Origin of the sequence: Marinospirillum alkalitolerans (genome assembly GCF_045055655.1) — a bacterium.
Lineage (GTDB): Bacteria > Pseudomonadota > Gammaproteobacteria > Pseudomonadales > Halomonadaceae > Marinospirillum > Marinospirillum alkalitolerans.
In genome coordinates, this window is sequence record NZ_JBANFI010000002.1 from 38,904 (window position 1) to 56,257 (window position 17,354).

Annotated in this window: 16 protein-coding genes and 1 pseudogene; 9 read left to right on the plus strand and 8 right to left on the minus strand. The window is 53.3% G+C overall.

Annotation, left to right across the window (positions count from 1 at the left end; genetic code table 11):
• Positions 1-10 precede the first annotated feature (10 nt).
• Positions 11-475 (plus strand): MerR family transcriptional regulator, encoded by a 465-nt coding sequence (locus tag V6U78_RS03215; RefSeq protein ID WP_405337142.1) that lies wholly within the window; start codon positions 11-13, stop codon positions 473-475.
• A gap of 129 nt (positions 476-604) precedes the next feature.
• Here the strand turns inward: V6U78_RS03215 and V6U78_RS03220 are convergent, their stop codons facing one another.
• From V6U78_RS03220 to V6U78_RS03230, 3 genes are all read right to left on the minus strand, one after another.
• Positions 605-889 carry a SelT/SelW/SelH family protein gene (locus V6U78_RS03220; protein WP_405337144.1) on the minus strand — a complete coding sequence of 95 codons (285 nt, stop codon included), beginning with the start codon at positions 887-889 and terminating at the stop codon, positions 605-607.
• 15 nt (positions 890-904) lie between these two features.
• Positions 905-1,480: a hypothetical protein gene (locus tag V6U78_RS03225; protein ID WP_405337146.1), complete on the minus strand. Its 576-nt coding sequence runs from the start codon at positions 1,478-1,480 to the stop codon at positions 905-907.
• Positions 1,481-1,640: 160 nt separating this feature from the next.
• A complete protein-coding gene (locus tag V6U78_RS03230; RefSeq protein WP_405337148.1) occupies positions 1,641-2,186 on the minus strand; it encodes a DMT family transporter in 546 nt (181 codons plus the stop codon).
• Between the two features lie 94 nt (positions 2,187-2,280).
• Between V6U78_RS03230 and V6U78_RS03235 the strand changes: the two genes are divergently transcribed.
• Positions 2,281-3,201 (plus strand): LysR family transcriptional regulator, encoded by a 921-nt coding sequence (locus V6U78_RS03235; protein WP_405337150.1) that lies wholly within the window; start codon positions 2,281-2,283, stop codon positions 3,199-3,201.
• Between the two features lie 135 nt (positions 3,202-3,336).
• On the opposite strand, the gene V6U78_RS03240 is transcribed toward V6U78_RS03235, so the two are convergent.
• Together V6U78_RS03240 and V6U78_RS03245 are read right to left on the minus strand one after the other, a co-directional pair.
• Positions 3,337-4,860 carry a BCCT family transporter gene (locus tag V6U78_RS03240; protein ID WP_405337152.1) on the minus strand — a complete coding sequence of 508 codons (1,524 nt, stop codon included), beginning with the start codon at positions 4,858-4,860 and terminating at the stop codon, positions 3,337-3,339.
• Positions 4,847-5,746 carry a homocysteine S-methyltransferase family protein gene (locus V6U78_RS03245; RefSeq protein WP_405337154.1) on the minus strand — a complete coding sequence of 300 codons (900 nt, stop codon included), beginning with the start codon at positions 5,744-5,746 and terminating at the stop codon, positions 4,847-4,849. Before V6U78_RS03245 ends, V6U78_RS03240 begins: the two co-directional genes overlap by 14 nt.
• Positions 5,747-6,146: 400 nt before the next feature.
• On the opposite strand from V6U78_RS03245, the gene V6U78_RS03250 reads away from it, so the two are divergent.
• The 3 genes from V6U78_RS03250 to V6U78_RS03260 all read left to right on the plus strand — a co-directional run bounded on the left by V6U78_RS03250 (position 6,147) and on the right by V6U78_RS03260 (position 9,587).
• The gene (locus V6U78_RS03250; protein WP_405337156.1) at positions 6,147-7,583 is read left to right on the plus strand and encodes an aspartate ammonia-lyase; all 1,437 of its coding nucleotides are present in this window, start codon (positions 6,147-6,149) and stop codon (positions 7,581-7,583) included.
• 94 nt (positions 7,584-7,677) lie between these two features.
• Positions 7,678-8,661, plus strand: coding sequence for a ubiquinone anaerobic biosynthesis protein UbiU (ubiU, locus tag V6U78_RS03255; RefSeq protein WP_405337158.1), 984 nt, complete (start codon positions 7,678-7,680; stop codon positions 8,659-8,661).
• A 2-nt stretch (positions 8,662-8,663) separates the two neighbouring features.
• A complete protein-coding gene (locus V6U78_RS03260; protein ID WP_405337160.1) occupies positions 8,664-9,587 on the plus strand; it encodes a U32 family peptidase in 924 nt (307 codons plus the stop codon).
• 11 nt (positions 9,588-9,598) lie between these two features.
• Here V6U78_RS03260 and ubiT read toward each other — a convergent pair whose 3' ends face one another.
• Positions 9,599-10,093, minus strand: coding sequence for a ubiquinone anaerobic biosynthesis accessory factor UbiT (gene ubiT / locus V6U78_RS03265; protein ID WP_405337162.1), 495 nt, complete (start codon positions 10,091-10,093; stop codon positions 9,599-9,601).
• A 155-nt stretch (positions 10,094-10,248) separates the two neighbouring features.
• Between ubiT and V6U78_RS03270 the strand changes: the two are divergent.
• From V6U78_RS03270 to V6U78_RS03285, 4 genes and pseudogenes are all read left to right on the plus strand, one after another.
• Positions 10,249-12,204: pseudogene (locus V6U78_RS03270) on the plus strand (ribonucleoside triphosphate reductase).
• Positions 12,204-12,911, plus strand: a complete 708-nt coding sequence (locus V6U78_RS03275; protein ID WP_405337164.1) for an anaerobic ribonucleoside-triphosphate reductase activating protein — start codon at positions 12,204-12,206, stop codon at positions 12,909-12,911. Before V6U78_RS03270 ends, V6U78_RS03275 begins: the two are co-directional and overlap by 1 nt.
• Before the next feature lie 76 nt (positions 12,912-12,987).
• Positions 12,988-14,592 carry an ATP-binding protein gene (locus tag V6U78_RS03280; protein ID WP_405337166.1) on the plus strand — a complete coding sequence of 535 codons (1,605 nt, stop codon included), beginning with the start codon at positions 12,988-12,990 and terminating at the stop codon, positions 14,590-14,592.
• Positions 14,589-15,332: a response regulator gene (locus V6U78_RS03285; RefSeq protein WP_405337168.1), complete on the plus strand. Its 744-nt coding sequence runs from the start codon at positions 14,589-14,591 to the stop codon at positions 15,330-15,332. The genes V6U78_RS03280 and V6U78_RS03285 overlap by 4 nt, the downstream gene beginning before the upstream one ends.
• Here V6U78_RS03285 and V6U78_RS03290 read toward each other — a convergent pair.
• Both V6U78_RS03290 and V6U78_RS03295 read right to left on the minus strand, forming a co-directional pair.
• The gene (locus tag V6U78_RS03290; protein ID WP_405337170.1) at positions 15,292-16,791 is read right to left on the minus strand and encodes a tripartite tricarboxylate transporter permease; all 1,500 of its coding nucleotides are present in this window, start codon (positions 16,789-16,791) and stop codon (positions 15,292-15,294) included. The genes V6U78_RS03285 and V6U78_RS03290 overlap by 41 nt on opposite strands.
• A 17-nt stretch (positions 16,792-16,808) precedes the next feature.
• Positions 16,809-17,318 (minus strand): tripartite tricarboxylate transporter TctB family protein, encoded by a 510-nt coding sequence (locus V6U78_RS03295; protein WP_405337172.1) that lies wholly within the window; start codon positions 17,316-17,318, stop codon positions 16,809-16,811.
• Between the last annotated feature and the right edge of the window lie 36 nt (positions 17,319-17,354).

Below are 17,354 nucleotides of genomic sequence, written 5' to 3' on the forward strand. Positions count from 1 at the left end.
AGGTCAAGCTATGAAAAAGACTTATTTGATTGGCGAAGTCGCACAACTGACGGGCTGCTCAGCCGAGAGCATTCGCCACTATGAAAAGAAAGGCTTACTGAAAACGACACAGCGTGCCGCACAGGGTTATCGCCTCTATGATCAGGCGGCCTTGGAGCGCATTTATTTTATCCGCCATGGCCGCCATCTGGGTCTGGATTTGAGCAGCATCGGCGATCTGCTCAACTTGGCAGATCAACCTGATCAGGACTGTCATCTTGCGGATGAGATCGCCCGCCACCATTTACAGGAACTGGAGCAGCGTATTGCTGCGTTGGAATCCTTGGCTGCTGAGCTGCGCCAAATGACGCGCCAATGCTCAGGCGTCAAGGCCGCAGAGTGCCGTATTATTCAAGCGCTCTTTGATCACCGCCCAGCCTGTGCTGAGCTGCACGCACCTTATCGCAACAAGAGCGCCGAGATAGAGAACCTCTGATTAACGTCATGAGCGCAGATCAGGTCAGGCGAAATTGGACGAAAAAGCACAGTTGACAGCAAATCAATGCGCATTTTGCGGCCAATTTCAACGCAGCATCACCCAGCGCAATCGTTAATCAAAGGTTTCTTAACGATCATTATGACCCAGCGAACGCTCTGGCCAGAGCTGATCACGGACTCTTTGTTTGAGCTGCTTGGCTTCTGGGAAGCCACCTTCTGCTTTGCGTTCCCAGATCACCTGCTCATCACAGAGAATCAGAAAAGTGCCCCCTGTGGCAGGCTCTAAAGTAACGCCACCTAGGTCATCCGCAAAGGTTGATAACAGCTCCTGCGCCAGCCAAGCCGCACGCAAAAGCCACTGACATTGCGTGCAATAACGTATCGTAATCTGAGATTTGTGTACTGAAGTCATTTCACCAGCTCTGAATTAGTGAGGACGTGAAAAAGAGTGACGCCGAGGAAAACTGCACTCCAACTGCCCCTCCAGCAAGCCATTCACCTGCACAACTTGACTCAAACCGCGAGCAAAGAGGCGTTCGCTGCCTGCCAATTGGGTGCAATGACGATCATACCATTCACATAAGCGGACATTGAGACCATCAAAACTGACCTGAACCTGCTGACTGCGTGTTGGACGATCTGTCTGCACCAAAGTGATACGCCTTGCTGGTTCATCACGGTGGATGGCAAATGCCACATCCTTCACTGAGTGCCATTCACGTCTGGCCATCCGTGCCTGGGCTTGAGTCAAACGACACTCCACCACTTCACCATAGGCGGCATTGTGGCGCAATGCAGCACGCTCTTGCTCGGCCTGCTGTTGTTGACGCTGACGCTCTTCTCTCACGCGACGCCGCTCAGCATCTATCGCCGCCTGCTCTTCTCGCGCCTGTTGCTGCTCAGCGGGAGTCATGGCCTCCCACTCAGCGGTGGATAAACCCAGAGGGTGTATCGCGCAGCCAGAAAGCAAAATCAGCAGCAGTAGAAAAACAGACAAGCGCATTCTTTCTTCTCCTATACTCGGCTTCTTTTTGCCCCTTCAAGGACAAAGCGGCCCCCCACTTTAACAGAGGACCTCACCAAGGGTCTTGTCTCGACAAGCTGGGGTGCTTGCAGATAAAAAAATAAATCCGCTAGGTACGATACAGCGAAATGGCTGGCCCTTAAAAACCTGACTCCTTGAGCTCGGCAGCTCCAGAGATGCCCGTCGCTACCTGTGTAGTGCTGAGTTGAGGCGGCATAAGAGGCGGTGAGAACCACTGCACCATGACCATCCCCACCAGCACCAGTATGACCCCTAGCATGCGCCCTATGCTTATCTCCCTGACAGGTAAATTCAACCAGCCGTGATAGTCCAACAGCAGTGAAGTGATCAATTGCCCTGCGATAACACACACAATGAAGCTCGTCGCTCCGAAACGAGGTACCAGTATTAGCGCAGACGAAATGTAGATGACTCCTGCCACACCGCCCAGCCACGCCCAAACCGGTAGGTTCTTGATGGCTCCTAAGGCAGGTAGAGGTGCCTGTATGGCCAGCAAGATGGGGATGACGACCAGCATACTGACAAGCAGCGAGACCAGTGTTGCCCAAAGGGGATGGCCTAAGACTCGGCCCAACTCAGCGTTACTGCCAGCTTGAAAAGGCACCAAGGCCCCGGCGATCACTGCCACAGCCGCAAGTGCCACGAGAATGAAAGATGAATTCATGACAAAACTCCTGATGCATAGTAAAGAGCCTTGTATCTTGTATAATCCATATTAAGAATTGAAATTCTATTTTTTATATTTGAATATTCGTAGCATGAATAATCTAAGACGTATCGATCTCAACTTACTGGTTACCTTGCACGCACTACTGGTGGAAAAACACGTGTCGCGGGCGGCACAGCGCTTACATAAAAGCCAACCAGCCGTCAGCCATTCGCTCGCCAGTTTGCGAGCCATCTTTGACGACCCCCTGCTGGTACGACGAACAGGCAAGCTGGAGCTCACTGCCCGCGCCAATGAATTGCTACCGCTCTTAACAGAAGCGCTGCATCAGCTCGGTGCGCTCATTGATCTGCCTGCTTTCGACGCCTCCCAGGCAAAACGGGTATTTCGACTTGCCATGTCAGACTATGGGGCCAGCGTGGTGCTTCCTGGTTTGGTTCGGCGATTGCGTTCAGACGCTCCAGGGATGGATCTGCAAGTTTCTCAAGGCAGCCGTGCCGCGATGTTGGCAGGTGTCCATGATGGGGAGATCGATATGGCGTTTGGCGTGTTTCAGGCACCTCTTTCGGATGAGTTACGCACCCATACGCTCTTCATCGAGCACTTCGTCTGCGCTGCAGATAAAAACACCCTGCCCCAAACGGGCCATCTTGAGAAAACAGAGTGGCTCTCGCGTCCCCACGTACTGGTCGCCATGCAGAGTGGCGAAAACAATGAGATAGAAAACGCGCTGCAGCGAGAAGGTGTCAACCGTCGGGTTGCAATGACTCTGCCTCATTGGGGCGTGGCCAGTCGTGTGGTAGCCAACACAGATTTGATCTTGACGGCTGCTCGGCGCAGCTTCGATCTATTTCAGGAGGACTCACCGCTGCAACTCTTCGCGCCGCCCTACCCGATTGATCCTTTTGCGTTCAACATGGTGTGGCACCAGCGGAGGGAGAGCGACGCCGGTCACAACTGGCTGAGGCAAAGGATCATTGAGATGCTTCGGGCACAAGGTGAGGATGAATAAATCAACAAAGCAGTATCAATCTCAAAGACCGTCTTGGCAGCTTGAACTAAGACACATCATGAGCATGCTTCACTCCTTAAGTCCACGTTCTTCGCTAGCAATTACATCTAATGCTGCCCCTAAGCTAACAAAAACTTAAGCCATTTCCTCGCTGGCCGTGTAAACAGCCTCCTTGAGCGGCCAAATCCCCAGAGTATGTAAAAAGCCTTTCAACATAATGGCATAGATCAACATCATCGGCAGACCGGCAACTACACACAGTGATTTAATGGTCTCTATGCCGCCGCCTGCTAAAAATACACTGAGACTGATCAAACCAATGGCCGCCGCCCAAAGTAGCTTCACTCGATTATCCGGATCGCCATTCAGTTCAAGTTGATTGGTGGTTAACATCGCCGTGGCGACACTGGCGCTCGACATGGTGGTCAACATTAAGAAAAATTGGATGATTAAAAACAAACCGAGGATCCAGCCACCGCCGGGTAAAGTTTTGATCAAAGCGACCACAGCGTAGGTTAATCCCCCCTCCGCCATCCACGCTTGAACGGGTAAGCCGCCTAACATTTGCGCCCATACTGCATAACCACCGAAGATAGAGATGAAAAATGCGCAGCCTAAAGCGCCCATCGAAAGGGTATAAAGGATCACCTCTTGAATAGTACGACCGCGTGAAATACGGGTGATAAAGAGCCCCATCATGATCAAATACGCGTAATACCAAAACCAGTAGTATTGCGTCCAACCTTCAGCAAAGCCACTTTGCTGAACCGGATCGGTCCACAAAGACATTCTAAAAAAGCTATCTAGCATCACGCCTAATGAATCAGTAAAATTATTAATGATAAAAGCAGGCTGAGTGACCAGCAGAACAAACAGCGCAAACACAATCGCCAAGGTCACTGTCCAGTTTGAAATTTGATTAATGCCTTGATTAAAGCCCACTAACATCACTGCGACTAATGAGCTAACAAACAACGCAATAATGATCCCTTGAAGACCAAGACTGTTATTGATCGCCAATAAATCGGCAACCCCAGTACTCACCAGCGTCACGGTTAACGCTAATGAGCTAGCAAAAGCAGCCAGCGTGCCAAAAATCGACAACAGATCAATACTTTTGCTGACCAGCGGATGATTGCCGACCACGGATGAACATAGACTCGACACTTTTAAAGTGCGCCTTTTCTGCACATAAAAAGCATAGGCAAAAGGAATCGCGGGGAAACAGTAAATTGCCCAGCCAGTGATCCCCCAATGGAAAATCGAATAGGTCACAGCCCAAGCCGCGGCTGGGTAACTATTCGCCTCAGCAAATAACGGCGGCGATTGTAGGTAATACATCGGCTCACCAATCGCCCAGTAAATCAAGGATGCGCCAACACCAGCGGTGAATATCATCCCACCATAAGAAAAATTGCTGTATTCGGTTTTTTCGTCACCCAGACGGATTTGGCCATGTTTGGAAAAGGCGAGCCAAAGTAAAAAGCCGACTAACGCCAAACTGGCTAGTTGCACCAACCAGCCAAACCAATGACTGACCCACGCCATCGCTTGTCCGGCCATGACTTGTGAGTTGGCAGGATAAAGGGCTGAAACGGTCAGTAATACCAATACCAAAATAATCGCCGGGAAAGCTAAGCCATAGTTAAGATTTTTCAAGCGCCTGCCTCCAATCCTGTAAAGCACGAATATGGGTTGGGGTAATACCGCAGCAGCCACCAATCACGGTTGCGCCTAGTTCATACCACTGCTTGGCAAACTCAACATAATCTTGTGCGCTGAACTCACGCATCGCCTGAACGGTTTGATTAGCCGCATGTTGCGCTTTAATCGGCGCAAAGCTATTGGCATACACTCCAATCTCGATACCGGTTTGATCTCCATTCAACGCATTTTTCGCTTGCGAAATAGCATCCGCCATCACTTCAGGTACTGAACAGTTAAATAACATCCCTGCCCCTCCTGCCACAGCAACTTGCTGAGCCGCATCCGATACCGACTCTCCAGAACGCAGCAGCGCCACATCACTATCATCTTGCAAAGTAAACGAGTAATAACAAGGCTTACTTGATTGCCCTAAGACCTGCTGAATCATGCTCAACTCTTCTAAGCTGGAAATGGTTTCGGCAATCCAGATATCCACGTAAGGATCTTGCGCCGCATACAGGGTTTGGGTGATCGCTTGCGCTGGTTGCGCTTGAAACAGATCGGGGCGATAGCTGCCCATTGCTGGCGGAATTGAGCCTGCTACCTGTACGGCATGTGACGCTTGCTGTGCAACCTCAGCAGCAATCTGCGCCGCTAAACGGGCCAATCTTGCGCCATCGCTGTGATACAGTGTTTCACCTAAATGAAAAGGCACACAGGCATAACTATTGACGGTAATGATCTCAGCACCGGCTTCAATAAAACTCTGATGCGCTAAACGGACATGATCTGGCGATTCAATCAGTGCTTGGGCGCTCCATAACGGCTGTGAAAACGGCGCGCCTATGCGTTTTAATTCCCGGCCCATACCGCCATCAAGAAGGGTCAATCTGCTCATGGTGTTCCTGCTTACCTCAATAAAAATCTAAATAAAGAGTGCAGCTATTGAAACATGCCGTGAGCGGTGCATGGGTGACTTTGGCTCACGCTAAAGATGAATGAAATGCAAGCCAGTGCTACATCAAAAAACATCATCACCCTAGGAAGCCTCTGCTTGTTACTCCTCAATCAATCCGAGGGCATCCAGCCCTTCTCCCTCTCCTCCTGCTATCTGGCGCTGCCTTAGCACCAGATAGCAGCATCCAGCATCTGTGCGTCAAATAGCCGCGCCTTCTGCGCTCTGCTTAAATAGTCTGGCACAACACAGCCGTAGCCTCTTTCTATAACACCCAAGAGCGAGCCTCTGCAGTAACACAACAGGGCGCGACTCTTGATACAAAACGCCAAGGGAAACGTTGATGAGCACACGTCTTGAACAAGATCTTCTCGGTGAGTTAGCTGTTCCTGCCGAGGCCTGGTTTGGTATCCAAACACAACGCGCAGTCAATAACTTCACTATTACTGGAGTGCCGATCAGCCACTTCCCAGAGCTGATCAGAGCCTTAGCGCTGGTGAAAAAAGCCGCAGCCAAGGCCAATGCACAGCTCGGCTTACTTGAGCCTCATAAGGCGCATGCCATCATCGAAGCCTGTGATGACATTGCTAAAGGAGAGCATCACGAGGCCTTTGTCGTCGATTTAATTCAAGGCGGCGCTGGCACCTCAACCAATATGAATGCCAATGAAGTGATCGCCAATCTGGCTTTAGCCAAGCTCGGGCATGCAAAGGGTGAGTATCAGTTTTTGCACCCCAACGATGATGTGAACTGCTCACAATCAACAAATGATGCCTACCCCACTGCAGCCTGCTTAGCCATTCAATTTGCAGCTGAACCCTTGATTAAAGACATCCATAGTTTAGTGACAAGCTTGACCCAAAAAGGGCGTGAGTTTAGCGATGTAATCAAAATGGGACGCACGCAACTTCAGGATGCAGTGCCGATGACTCTGGGTCAGGAGTTCGAGGCCTTTGCGGTCAATCTTGCCGAAGATATAGATCGTCTCCATGAAGCCTGTCAGCTCCTGTGTGAGGTCAACCTAGGTGGTACGGCAATAGGCACTGGACTCAATACCCATGCTGAATATGCTCAACTCGCCATAGGCTATCTGGCGGAATATTCTGGCAAACCCATGGTGCCCGCATTCAATCTGATTGAGGCCACCTCAGACATGGGGGCCTTCGTCCTTTTTTCAGGAGTGCTAAAGCGCTTTGCCATTAAACTGAGCAAAATCGCTAACGACCTGCGCCTGCTGTCCAGTGGCCCTCGTGCAGGGTTTGGAGAGATTCAGCTCCCCCCCATGCAACCGGGTTCATCGATTATGCCGGGCAAGGTCAACCCCGTCATTCCAGAGGCAGTGAACCAAACGGCCTTTCAAGTCATCGCCAATGATCTTGCTGTCACCCTGGCCGCTGAGGCAGGACAACTACAGCTCAACGCCATGGAGCCACTGATTATTTATAACCTGCTGAACTCCATGCGTATGCTCGGTCAAGCCTGCTCGATGTTTGAACAACGCTGTATCAGTGGCATTCAAGCCAATCGAGAGCATTGTGCGCATTTAATGAATATCAGTATCGGCAGCATTACGGCGCTCGTGCCTTATATTGGATATAGCCATGCTTCACGCGTCGCCAAGGAGGCGCTGCATAGTGGTGCAACAGTGCGCGAACTGATTCTGCGCGATCAACTGCTGACCGCTGAGCAGTTTGATCAGCTCCTGCATCCAGATCAATTGATGTATCCGCATCGTGCACGCCAGCTTGAAGAACCAGCGGTGAGCCACGCCTCGGAATAGGTTGATTCATCTTCCTTGACCCGCATCATCGTCCTGCGATGACTTTCCTCTATGCTAACCAGCTTCTATTGATGCATAGCACAAGAGGCACATTATGGAGCTGGTCTGTCCTGCGGGGAGCCTGCCTGCACTGAAAGCGGCCGTCGATCAAGGGGCGAATGCGGTCTATCTTGGCTTTCGCAATGCCACCAACGCCCGCCAGTTTGCAGGCTTGAATTTCACCGAGAACAAGGCGGCTGAAGGCATCGCCTACGCACATGCCCGAGGCTGCCGTGTTTTCTGTGCGATCAACACCTACCCCCAGCCTGCGGGTTGGCCCATCTGGACCCAAGCGGTGGATCAGGCCGCTGAACTTGGCGTAGATGCACTGATTCTGGCCGATCTGGGCCTGCTCGATTACGCCACCCAGCGTCATCCACAGCTCACACGCCATCTGTCGGTCCAAGGCTCAGCCACCAGTGCTGCCGCCTTGACTTTTTATCAGCGCGAATTCGGCATAGCGCGCGCCGTGCTGCCCAGAGTCCTTTCTCTCGCGCAGGTCAAAGAGCTGGCCGCCAGCGCCCCTGTCGAACTCGAAGTTTTTGGCTTTGGCAGCCTGTGCATTATGGTGGAAGGGCGCTGCTACCTTTCTTCTTATCTCACCGATGAATCGCCCAACTCACGTGGAGCCTGCTCACCAGCTAAGGCAGTGCGCTGGGAAGAAACCCCTCAAGGGCTCGAATCACGACTCAATGGCGTACTGATAGATCGCTATGCCGCACAGGAAAAAGCAGGCTACCCCACGCTGTGTAAAGGTCGCTTTGCCGTCGAAGGGGAGATCTATCATGCGCTGGAAGAACCCACTAGCCTGAACACCCTCGATCTCATCCCCGAGTTACGCGCTGCAGGGATCAAGGCGATCAAGCTGGAGGGGCGTCAACGCAGCCCAGCCTATGTGAAACAGGTCACCCAGATCTGGCGTGCAGCGCTCGACCAGCAAGAAGGCTGTGCTCCGCTGGAAATCTGGCAAACACAGCTGGATCAACTCTCTGAAGGCAGCAGCACCACACTGGGTGCTTATCACCGACGGTGGAAATAACCATGCAGCAACTACGTCTGACTCTTGGCCCAGTGCTCTACTACTGGCCGCGCGCCGAACTACTGGATTTTTATCAACAGGTCGCCACTTGGCCGGTGGATGTGGTCTATCTGGGTGAAACCGTCTGTGCGCGACGTCGTGAAATGAAACTCGATGATTGGCTCGCCATCGCACAAGACCTGGCTCAGGCAGGCAAGCAGGTTGTTCTGGCGACTCAAACCTTGCTTGAATCAGCTGCCGATCAGCGCCAGCTGGTGCGCCTGATTGAAGCCGCTCAGGCCCATGCTGCGGTGAGCCTGGTTGAGGCTTCGGATATGAGTGCAGTGGAGATCTGCACTCAGCTTGAGCAGCCTTTTGTCGCCGGTCCTGCACTGAATCTCTACAACCCACAGAGCTTGGCGTTGCTGGCCCGATGCGGCCTGAAGCGCTGGGTCTTTCCGCTGGAGCTGAGTCGCACCTGTCTCGCCGAGATGCAGGCATGGATTCAACAGCACCACCCTGAGCTGGAAACCGAAGTCTGGGGCTATGGGCGTGCGCCTCTGGCCTGGTCGGCACGCTGCTTCAGTGCGCGCGCGCAGAATCTGCCCAAGGATCGTTGTCAGTTTGTCTGCCAGCAGCATCCGCAAGGGCTGCCTCTGTCTTCTCAGGAAGGAGCCGCCCTGTTTACACTGAATGGGATTCAAACCCTCTCCGCACAACCGCTTTCTTTACTCGATCAAGGAGCCAGCCTGGCGCAACTGCAAGTCACGCATCTGCGCCTCAGTCCCGAGAACACGGATATGAGCCAGCTACTGGAAAGAGCGGTAGCACTCAAAGATCCTCAGCAGCCGCCAGCCGATCCGCTCAAGCTGGTCGATCTGCACAGCTGCAATGGCTACTGGTATGGGCTTCCGGGCATGACCTATCAACCACCTGCGCCAAAATAGTCGCACAGCCATCAGGCGCGCACTGGAGCAACAGGCTGATCCAAGCGCGCCAAAAAAGCCAGCACGCGACCCTCCACGCCCTGCTCTAAAGACCACTCCAGACTATCCAGTAGGTTCTTGACACCCAGACCCAGCTCCGTATCCCCTTCGATCAACAGCTGGCGCTGAAAAAACAAGCTGTCTGGATCTTCCTGACGCAGCGCCAAACGGACAAAAGCTGGCCAGCGACCCCGAATCGTGGCTTCTGCGCCACCGGGCAGCAGCACAAATTGCTGATTCAGCACACCCAGGGTGATCCGAAGCGAGACATCTTCAAGATGCAAAGCCAAGGCTCGGCCTTCTAAAAAATCAAAGGCTTCTTCAGCCAGATCAGTCGCAAAAAGCTGGTTCAGCCGCTGTTCAATCAGCCGCTTTTTCAATCCCCAAGGTACACAGGCCTCCAGCCTCCCCAGCAGCCTGAGAGGGATGGCAGACCTTGCAAAGCCAGACGCTTGATGATGTTGCATGACCCTTTCCTTTATCACAGAGAAAGAAGCATCTTAGTGAAGCCCATCACGCCAAATACTGATCTCGGTCAAGGAGATTTATTCTCATCTATTTAATCTGGCCACTATATATTGTTGCTGCAAAAAACATAAACCACTATATATAGGCAAAACCCATGACTTCCCCGCACACCATTGATGTACGCCATGCCATCGAAGAGTATCTCAATAAGGCCGATTGGCGGATTCGCGCTAATGCCAATCAGGGCTACTCTCTTGGCGGCATGGTGCTCAATGTGGCGGGTAAGGTCACGGCCAACTACTGGCTGAATGAGGTCTATCCTGCTGAAGTGGGACGCGCCCACCGAGAGGGAGACTTTCATATCCATGATCTTGATATGCTCTCTGGTTACTGCGCTGGCTGGTCTTTGCGCCAGCTACTTTTTGAAGGTTTTAATGGTGTGCCCGGACGCGCTGAAAGCCGTCCACCCAAGCATCTTTCAAGCGCTTTAGGGCAGATGGTCAACTTCTTAGGGACCTTGCAAAATGAATGGGCCGGCGCTCAGGCATTCAGCTCCTTTGATACCTATTTGGCACCTTTTGTCCGTAAGGATCAGATGCAATATGCCGAGATTGAGCAGCAGATACAGGAATTTATCTATAACCTGAACGTTCCCTCACGCTGGGGCACACAAACGCCTTTTACCAACCTGACTTTTGACTGGGTCTGCCCTGAGGATCTGGCTGATCAGGTACCCGTTATCGGCGGTGAAGAGCAGCCTTTCACCTATGGCGAACTTCAGGCAGAGATGGATCTGATCAATCGCGCCTATCTTGAAGTGATGCGCCAAGGCGATAGCAAGGGCCGTGTTTTTACCTTCCCGATTCCCACTTATAACATCACGCCAGAATTTGACTGGGAGAGCCCGAACAGCGAGCTGCTGTTTGCGCTGACCGCCCGCTATGGCTTGCCCTATTTTCAGAACTTTTTGAACTCAGATCTGAAGCCCCATATGGTGCGTTCCATGTGCTGTCGCTTACAGCTGGATGTGCGTGAGCTCCTCAAGCGCGGCAATGGTTTGTTTGGCTCAGCAGAGCAAACAGGGTCCATCGGTGTGGTGACGATCAACTGTGCCCGCTTGGGTTATCGCTTTGCCGGAGATTGGAAGGGGTTGATCACAGAACTGGATCGACTTCTGGATCTGGCCCGCACCAGCCTTGAAATCAAGCGAGAACGCATCCAGCAGTGGATGGATTCCGGGCTCTATCCTTATAGTCAGCGCTATCTGGGCACCTTGCGTAATCACTTCTCAACCCTGGGTGTGAATGGCATCAACGAGATGCTACGCAATTTTAGTGCTGATCGCTTGCAGCTGGCCGACGCCGCTGGGCAAAAACTGGGTATTCAGCTACTCGATCATATTCGTACCAAAATGCAGCAGTTTCAGATGGAAACCGGACATCTCTATAATCTTGAAGCCACACCTGCCGAAGGCACCACCTATCGCTTTGCGCGCGAAGATCGCAAGCGCTTTGCCGACATACTGCAAGCAGGAACAGCGGAGCAGCCCTATTACACCAACTCCAGCCAGCTGCCTGTAGGCCTCACCGATGATCCTTTTGAAGCACTGCAGCTGCAAGACCCTTTGCAAACCCGCTATACCGGCGGCACCGTACTGCATCTTTATATGCGCGAGCGCCTGTCGAGTGCCGAGGCATGCAAGAAGCTGGTCAAAACAGCGCTCAGCCAGTTTCATCTGCCTTATTTAACCGTGACCCCAACTTTTTCAATCTGCCCAGTGCACGGCTATCTGGATGGAGAGCAGGCCTTCTGCCCCCATTGTGATCAAGCTCTGCTCGAACGCAAACGCCAGGCGCTGATGACAGCACCAGCCTGACACCCCCTCACTTAGTCCCCAACTTTCATTTTTTAGGAGTCCACCATGCCAAGCCAGTGCCATCCCCTGATTCAACTTGAAGACCACGAACGCCAACCCTGTGAAGTCTGGACACGCGTGATGGGCTATCACCGCCCTGTCAGCCAGTTTAATGCGGGTAAACAAGGCGAACATGCACAAAGGCGTCACTTTTGTGAATCCAGCCTCCAACCAGAAAAGCGCCGTTCCGCCTGATGTCGGCAGCACTGCGCGTCGGAGGGCTCACGCCGCTGACCAGTCTGGATTATCCAGATCATCTGGCTTGTGTGGTGTTCACACAAGGCTGTCCGTTGCGCTGTGGCTATTGTCACAACCCGCATCTGCTCGATCAGCAGGCGGCGGCTGAAGCACCCAGTTGGAATCAGGTGCTGGATTTTTTGCAGCGCCGCCAACAGTTGCTTGAGGCCGTCGTATTCAGCGGCGGCGAACCTACCCAGCAGGCCGCGCTCGTGGATGCCGTCGCACAGGTACGGGCTTTGGGGTTTCAAGTTGCGTTGCATACGGCGGGGCTCTACCCACAACGCCTGTCCATTCTTCTACCCCACCTCAGTTGGGTCGGATTGGATATCAAGGCCACGCCTGAGCGCTATCCAATCATCTGCGGCCGCCCCCGCGTCGCCGCGCAGGTGGTGAACAGCCTCGAACAGCTGCTGATCTGGGAGCGGCCTTTTGAAGTGCGCCTAACGCTGCATCCTAAGGACTACACCCTCGCACAGGTGGGTGATCTGCTGGATTGGTTGAGCCACTACCCTATTCCGCATCTGGTTTTACAAATCGCGCGCGGCGGCAGTTGCCTCAGGCCCGAGTATCAACAGATCACCACTCCCTTTTCTACTGCTGAGCTTAACCAGCTGATTCAGGACTCTGCCCATCACTGGCCTCGACTCAGCCTGCGTACTTAAATCCTGGCGTCCCTTGCCCTAGATGGCACACAACAGGCTACACTAGCGGCTTTCTGCTCAGCCTCTGTCTGCCGCCATGCCCAAACTCAAACTCAGCACTCGCTTAATTCTGGTCATTACACTCCTCGTCCTGCTGCAAATGCTGCTCAGTGGTCTGTTGGCCACGCGCACCTTGCAGCAGTCTCTTGAAGAGCAGGTTGAAGCCCGCATCCTGCATCTGGCCCGTTTGATTGCCGAAATGCCCAGCGTGCAACAGGCGATCATCGATCGGGACAGCGAGCAGTTAAACCAGCTGGTCGATGGCTTTATGCTGTCGGGCGATATGGCCTTCGTCACGATTGGCGATCATCAGGGCATCCGGCTCGCCCATCCCTTTGATGATCGCCTAGGTCTGCCCATGCAAGGGGGCGATAATGATCTCGCGCTGCTTCAAGGCCTGAGCTATGTCTCCGAAGCCGAAGGCAGCCTCGGGCGTTCATTGCGTGGCAAGGCCGCTGTTTTTGATACGGCAGGGCGCATTATCGGCGTGGTTTCGGTGGGCTATCTGCGCGAGCATATCGATCAAATTATTCAGGACTATCATCAGCGCTTAATGCAGATGGCGCTCGTCATTCTGCTGCTCTCGGTGCTGCTGGCGGTCTGGATCTCACGCCGCTTTAAAGCCGCGATCTATGGCCTAGAACCTGAGCAGATCGCCCAGCTACTGGAAGAGCGTGATGCCACCTTGGAATCATTGCGCGAGGGGATGATCAGCGTAAATGCGGCAGGCATCATTACCACCATGAACCGTGCGGCGCTAGAAATACTGCATTTGCAAGAGGGGCCATCGCCGCTGGGTCAGCCTGTCAGCGAAGTGCTGCCCAACAGTCCGCTACTTGAGCTGCTGGCATCAGGCCAGTCTGAGTATGACCGCCCGCTCTGGCGTCATGGTGAGGAGCTGATCGCCAACTTCACGCCCATGTATCGTGGACAACGCTTAATTGGCGCGGTCTCCAGCTTTCGGCGCAAAACAGATATCGACCAGATGAGTCAGCAGCTGACTCAGGTGCGCCAGTATGCAGACAGCCTACGCAGTCAAACCCATGAATATATGAATAAGCTCCATACGCTGGCTGGCTTGATACAGATCGGCGCGACAGATCAGGCGCTGGCGTTGATCGGGCAAGAAACACAGGAGCAGCAGAACCTGATCCAGTGGTTAACGCAGAATATCACCGACCCGCTGGTCTTGGGCTGTATTCTGGGCAAGTACAATCGCGCACATGAGCTAGGTTTAGAACTGGTGCTGGACCCAGAAAGTGATCTAGGGCCACTGCCAGCGCATATAGCACCAGAACAGCTGGTCACGCTGCTCGGCAACCTGCTCGATAATGCTTTTGAAGCCAACCTTCTGCGCGATCAAAAACAGGTTTTTCTGTCGATCGATGGACGAGGACAAGAGATCATCCTTGAGATCGAAGACCAAGGGCCAGGCATTGCACCCAGCGAACAGGAGCGTATTTTTGAACGTGGCTATAGCCATAAACAAAAGCTGGCCAACGGAATTCAACATCATGGCATAGGTTTGCAGCTGGTTCGTGCTACAGTCTCCCAGCTTGGCGGCGAGGTCACGCTTGTCAGCCATCTTAATACAGGAAGCCGCTTTACGGTTTATCTCCCGAAAGAGCCTGGTGATTTATGAAACCGATTCGTGTCGTGATCGTTGAAGACGACCCACAAATTGCGGAAATTCAACAGCGTTTTATTCTGCGCCTAGCCGATTTTGAAGTGGTGGGCATGGCCCATAGCCTCAGCGATGCCCTAGAGCTGATCCCTATTCTCCAGCCGCAGCTGCTGCTGTTGGATATTCACTTTCCCCAAGGCAATGGTTTAGAACTCCTCCGTGAGCTGCGCAGCCAGCAAAGCCCAGTGGATGTGATTATCATGACTGCCGCCACTGAGGTCGAGACGCTCACGGAGGCCATGCGCTATGGCGTTTTCAGCTATATTCTGAAACCGCTGGTTTTTGAACGCCTAGAGAAAAGCCTGCGCGCTTATCAACAACAGCATCATCAGCTGCAAGGCCTGACGTCACTCGATCAGCAACTGGTTGATCGCCTGATCGCGCACCCGACCAGCGCGCACCTCACCAGCGCCCATCCGCCGCCAACCAGTGCCTCACGCCTACCCAAAGGCATCGATCCGCTGACGCTGGATAAGGTCCGCGCCTTTTTTGCCGAACAACCCAGCACCAGCTTTAGCGCGGAAGAGGTTGGCCAGGCGCTGGGCACCAGTCGCACCACCGCCAGACGCTATTTGGAGCACCTGACCAGCCAAGCAGAGCTGCAAGCCGATGTGGCCTATGGCTCTGTTGGCCGTCCAGAAAGACGCTATCAAGCGATTAGGCCGCCTGCTGACGCCAGATCAACCAAGCCTTTTTAAGCAGCGGCGTGGTCAAAGACAAGCCTGCCAACACTAACAGCCAGAAGGAAATTGGTTTATCAATAAAGATCGACCAATCACCTGATGAGATCTGCAAAGCACGGCGCATGGATTCTTCTAACATCGCACCAAGGATTAATCCCAGAATCAAGGGCGCGGCAGGGAAGCCATAAAGACGCATCGCCAACCCCATCAAGCCAAAGAGAAGCAGCATAAGCAGATCAAAGGTGCTGAAGTTCATACCATACACACCCACCATGCAGAAGATCAGGATCATCGCTAACAGCAGAGGCCGTGGCGCATCCAGAATCTTGGCAATCAAGGGGATCAAAGGCAGGTTCAGCGCCAACAAGAACAGGTTGCCAATATACATACTGGCAATCACACCCCAGAAGACATCGGGGCGGGTTTCGAGCATCATCGGGCCAGGAGTGACCCCCATCACCAGCAGAGCACCCAACAGAACCGCGGTGGTACCAGAGCCGGGAACACCCAGCGTCAGTAGCGGTACAAAGGAGCCACCGCAGGCCGCATTATTGGCCGCTTCTGGGGCCGCCACACCCTTGATATTGCCCTGTCCAAAGGTCTTGCCATCGCGTGCCAAACGCTTTTCCAGGCTGTAACCCAAGAAGGACCCAATGGTGGCCCCCGCACCAGGCAACACACCGATAAAGAAACCTAGAATCGAGCTGCGTCCAATTGGCGCGGCGATCTCCTTGGCCTCATGACGCGTCAGCTTCAAGGAACCGATGGATTGTCGCTGTGGATGCCCCTCTTCACCGCGCAGCAGCATGACAAACACCTCTGCCAGCGCAAACACCCCCAGTGCGACCACTAAAAAGCCAACACCATCGAGCAGATTCAAAGAGTTAAAGGTATAGCGTTCGGTGCCAGTTTGCAGATCCATCCCCACGATGGAGATCATCATGCCCACTACTGCCGCAATCAGCCCCTTGACCAGTGATTTATCCGAGAGGCTGACCACCGCCGTCAAGCCAAGCAGCATCAACGCAAAATACTCAGCTGGACCAAAACTGACGGCAATTTTTGACAAGAGCGGTGCGATCAACACCAGACCAACTACCGAAATCGTGCCACCAACAAAAGAGGCATAAGCCGCAATCGCCAGCGCCTTACCCGCCTGCCCTTTGCGTGCCATGGGGTAGCCATCAAAGGAGGTGGCCACCGTGCCCGCCACGCCTGGCGCGTTTAACAGGATTGATGAGGTGGACCCGCCAAAAATCGCGCCATAGTAGACACCGGCCATCAAAATCAAACCTGAGGCAGGGTCCATGCTAAAGGTGATCGGGATCATCAGGGCCAGGGCCGAAATGGGCCCAAGGCCGGGCAACATGCCAATCAAAGTACCGGCAAATACACCGATAAACACATACAAGAGGTTATCCGGCTGGAGTGCAATTCCAAAGCCGTAGATCAAACTACTGAGTGATTCGAGCATGATTCAGACTCCAGAAATCAAAAGGGCAGAAGGCCAGGTGGCAGATGCACACCCACCAGCCCAGTCATGACAAAGTACAAGGCCAAGACAATCGCTAAGGTGGTGACCAGATTGATGACATGAGCGCGATAACCGTAGTAGCACGCCAAGGCAAACATCAGGCCACTGGAGCTGAGCACAAATCCCAGCTTCTCTAATAACAGGGCATAGGCCAGAATCGCCAAGGCAGTCACCAGTACCTGCGCGGCTGGGCTGCGCCAATGCCAAGTGCGCGTCTGCTGCTGTGCCGAATCCGTGTTTTCTTCAGTGTTTTCTTCAGCGGTCTCTGCGGCCTTGGCAGTAAAGGCATCCACAAAGAGCCAGATCGATAAGAGCAGCAGCAAACTGCCCAACAGCTTCGGGAAAACATCAGAATCTACAGGGCGTGGAATCGGAAAGGTCGGAATCTGCCACGCCATCCAAAGATAAAGACAGGATAAAAGAGCCAGCACAGTCGCAATCAGGTGCTGGGCAGTGAAACGCATCATGGGGCGACCTCATTCACAGGGAAGATGGGAGAAACA

What these genes read in the sequence shown, in the direction of transcription:
- V6U78_RS03215 (WP_405337142.1), top strand. Translation starts at nt 11, where the DNA reads ATGAAAAAGACTTATTTGATTGGCGAAGTCGCACAACTGACGGGCTGC.
- V6U78_RS03220 (WP_405337144.1), bottom strand. Translation starts at nt 889, where the DNA reads ATGACTTCAGTACACAAATCTCAGATTACGATACGTTATTGCACGCAA.
- V6U78_RS03225 (WP_405337146.1), bottom strand. Translation starts at nt 1,480, where the DNA reads ATGCGCTTGTCTGTTTTTCTACTGCTGCTGATTTTGCTTTCTGGCTGC.
- V6U78_RS03230 (WP_405337148.1), bottom strand. Translation starts at nt 2,186, where the DNA reads ATGAATTCATCTTTCATTCTCGTGGCACTTGCGGCTGTGGCAGTGATC.
- V6U78_RS03235 (WP_405337150.1), top strand. Translation starts at nt 2,281, where the DNA reads ATGAATAATCTAAGACGTATCGATCTCAACTTACTGGTTACCTTGCAC.
- V6U78_RS03245 (WP_405337154.1), bottom strand. Translation starts at nt 5,746, where the DNA reads ATGAGCAGATTGACCCTTCTTGATGGCGGTATGGGCCGGGAATTAAAA.
- V6U78_RS03250 (WP_405337156.1), top strand. Translation starts at nt 6,147, where the DNA reads ATGAGCACACGTCTTGAACAAGATCTTCTCGGTGAGTTAGCTGTTCCT.
- ubiU (WP_405337158.1), top strand. Translation starts at nt 7,678, where the DNA reads ATGGAGCTGGTCTGTCCTGCGGGGAGCCTGCCTGCACTGAAAGCGGCC.
- V6U78_RS03260 (WP_405337160.1), top strand. Translation starts at nt 8,664, where the DNA reads ATGCAGCAACTACGTCTGACTCTTGGCCCAGTGCTCTACTACTGGCCG.
- ubiT (WP_405337162.1), bottom strand. Translation starts at nt 10,093, where the DNA reads ATGCAACATCATCAAGCGTCTGGCTTTGCAAGGTCTGCCATCCCTCTC.
- V6U78_RS03275 (WP_405337164.1), top strand. Translation starts at nt 12,204, where the DNA reads ATGTCGGCAGCACTGCGCGTCGGAGGGCTCACGCCGCTGACCAGTCTG.
- V6U78_RS03280 (WP_405337166.1), top strand. Translation starts at nt 12,988, where the DNA reads ATGCCCAAACTCAAACTCAGCACTCGCTTAATTCTGGTCATTACACTC.
- V6U78_RS03285 (WP_405337168.1), top strand. Translation starts at nt 14,589, where the DNA reads ATGAAACCGATTCGTGTCGTGATCGTTGAAGACGACCCACAAATTGCG.
- V6U78_RS03290 (WP_405337170.1), bottom strand. Translation starts at nt 16,791, where the DNA reads ATGCTCGAATCACTCAGTAGTTTGATCTACGGCTTTGGAATTGCACTC.
- V6U78_RS03295 (WP_405337172.1), bottom strand. Translation starts at nt 17,318, where the DNA reads ATGATGCGTTTCACTGCCCAGCACCTGATTGCGACTGTGCTGGCTCTT.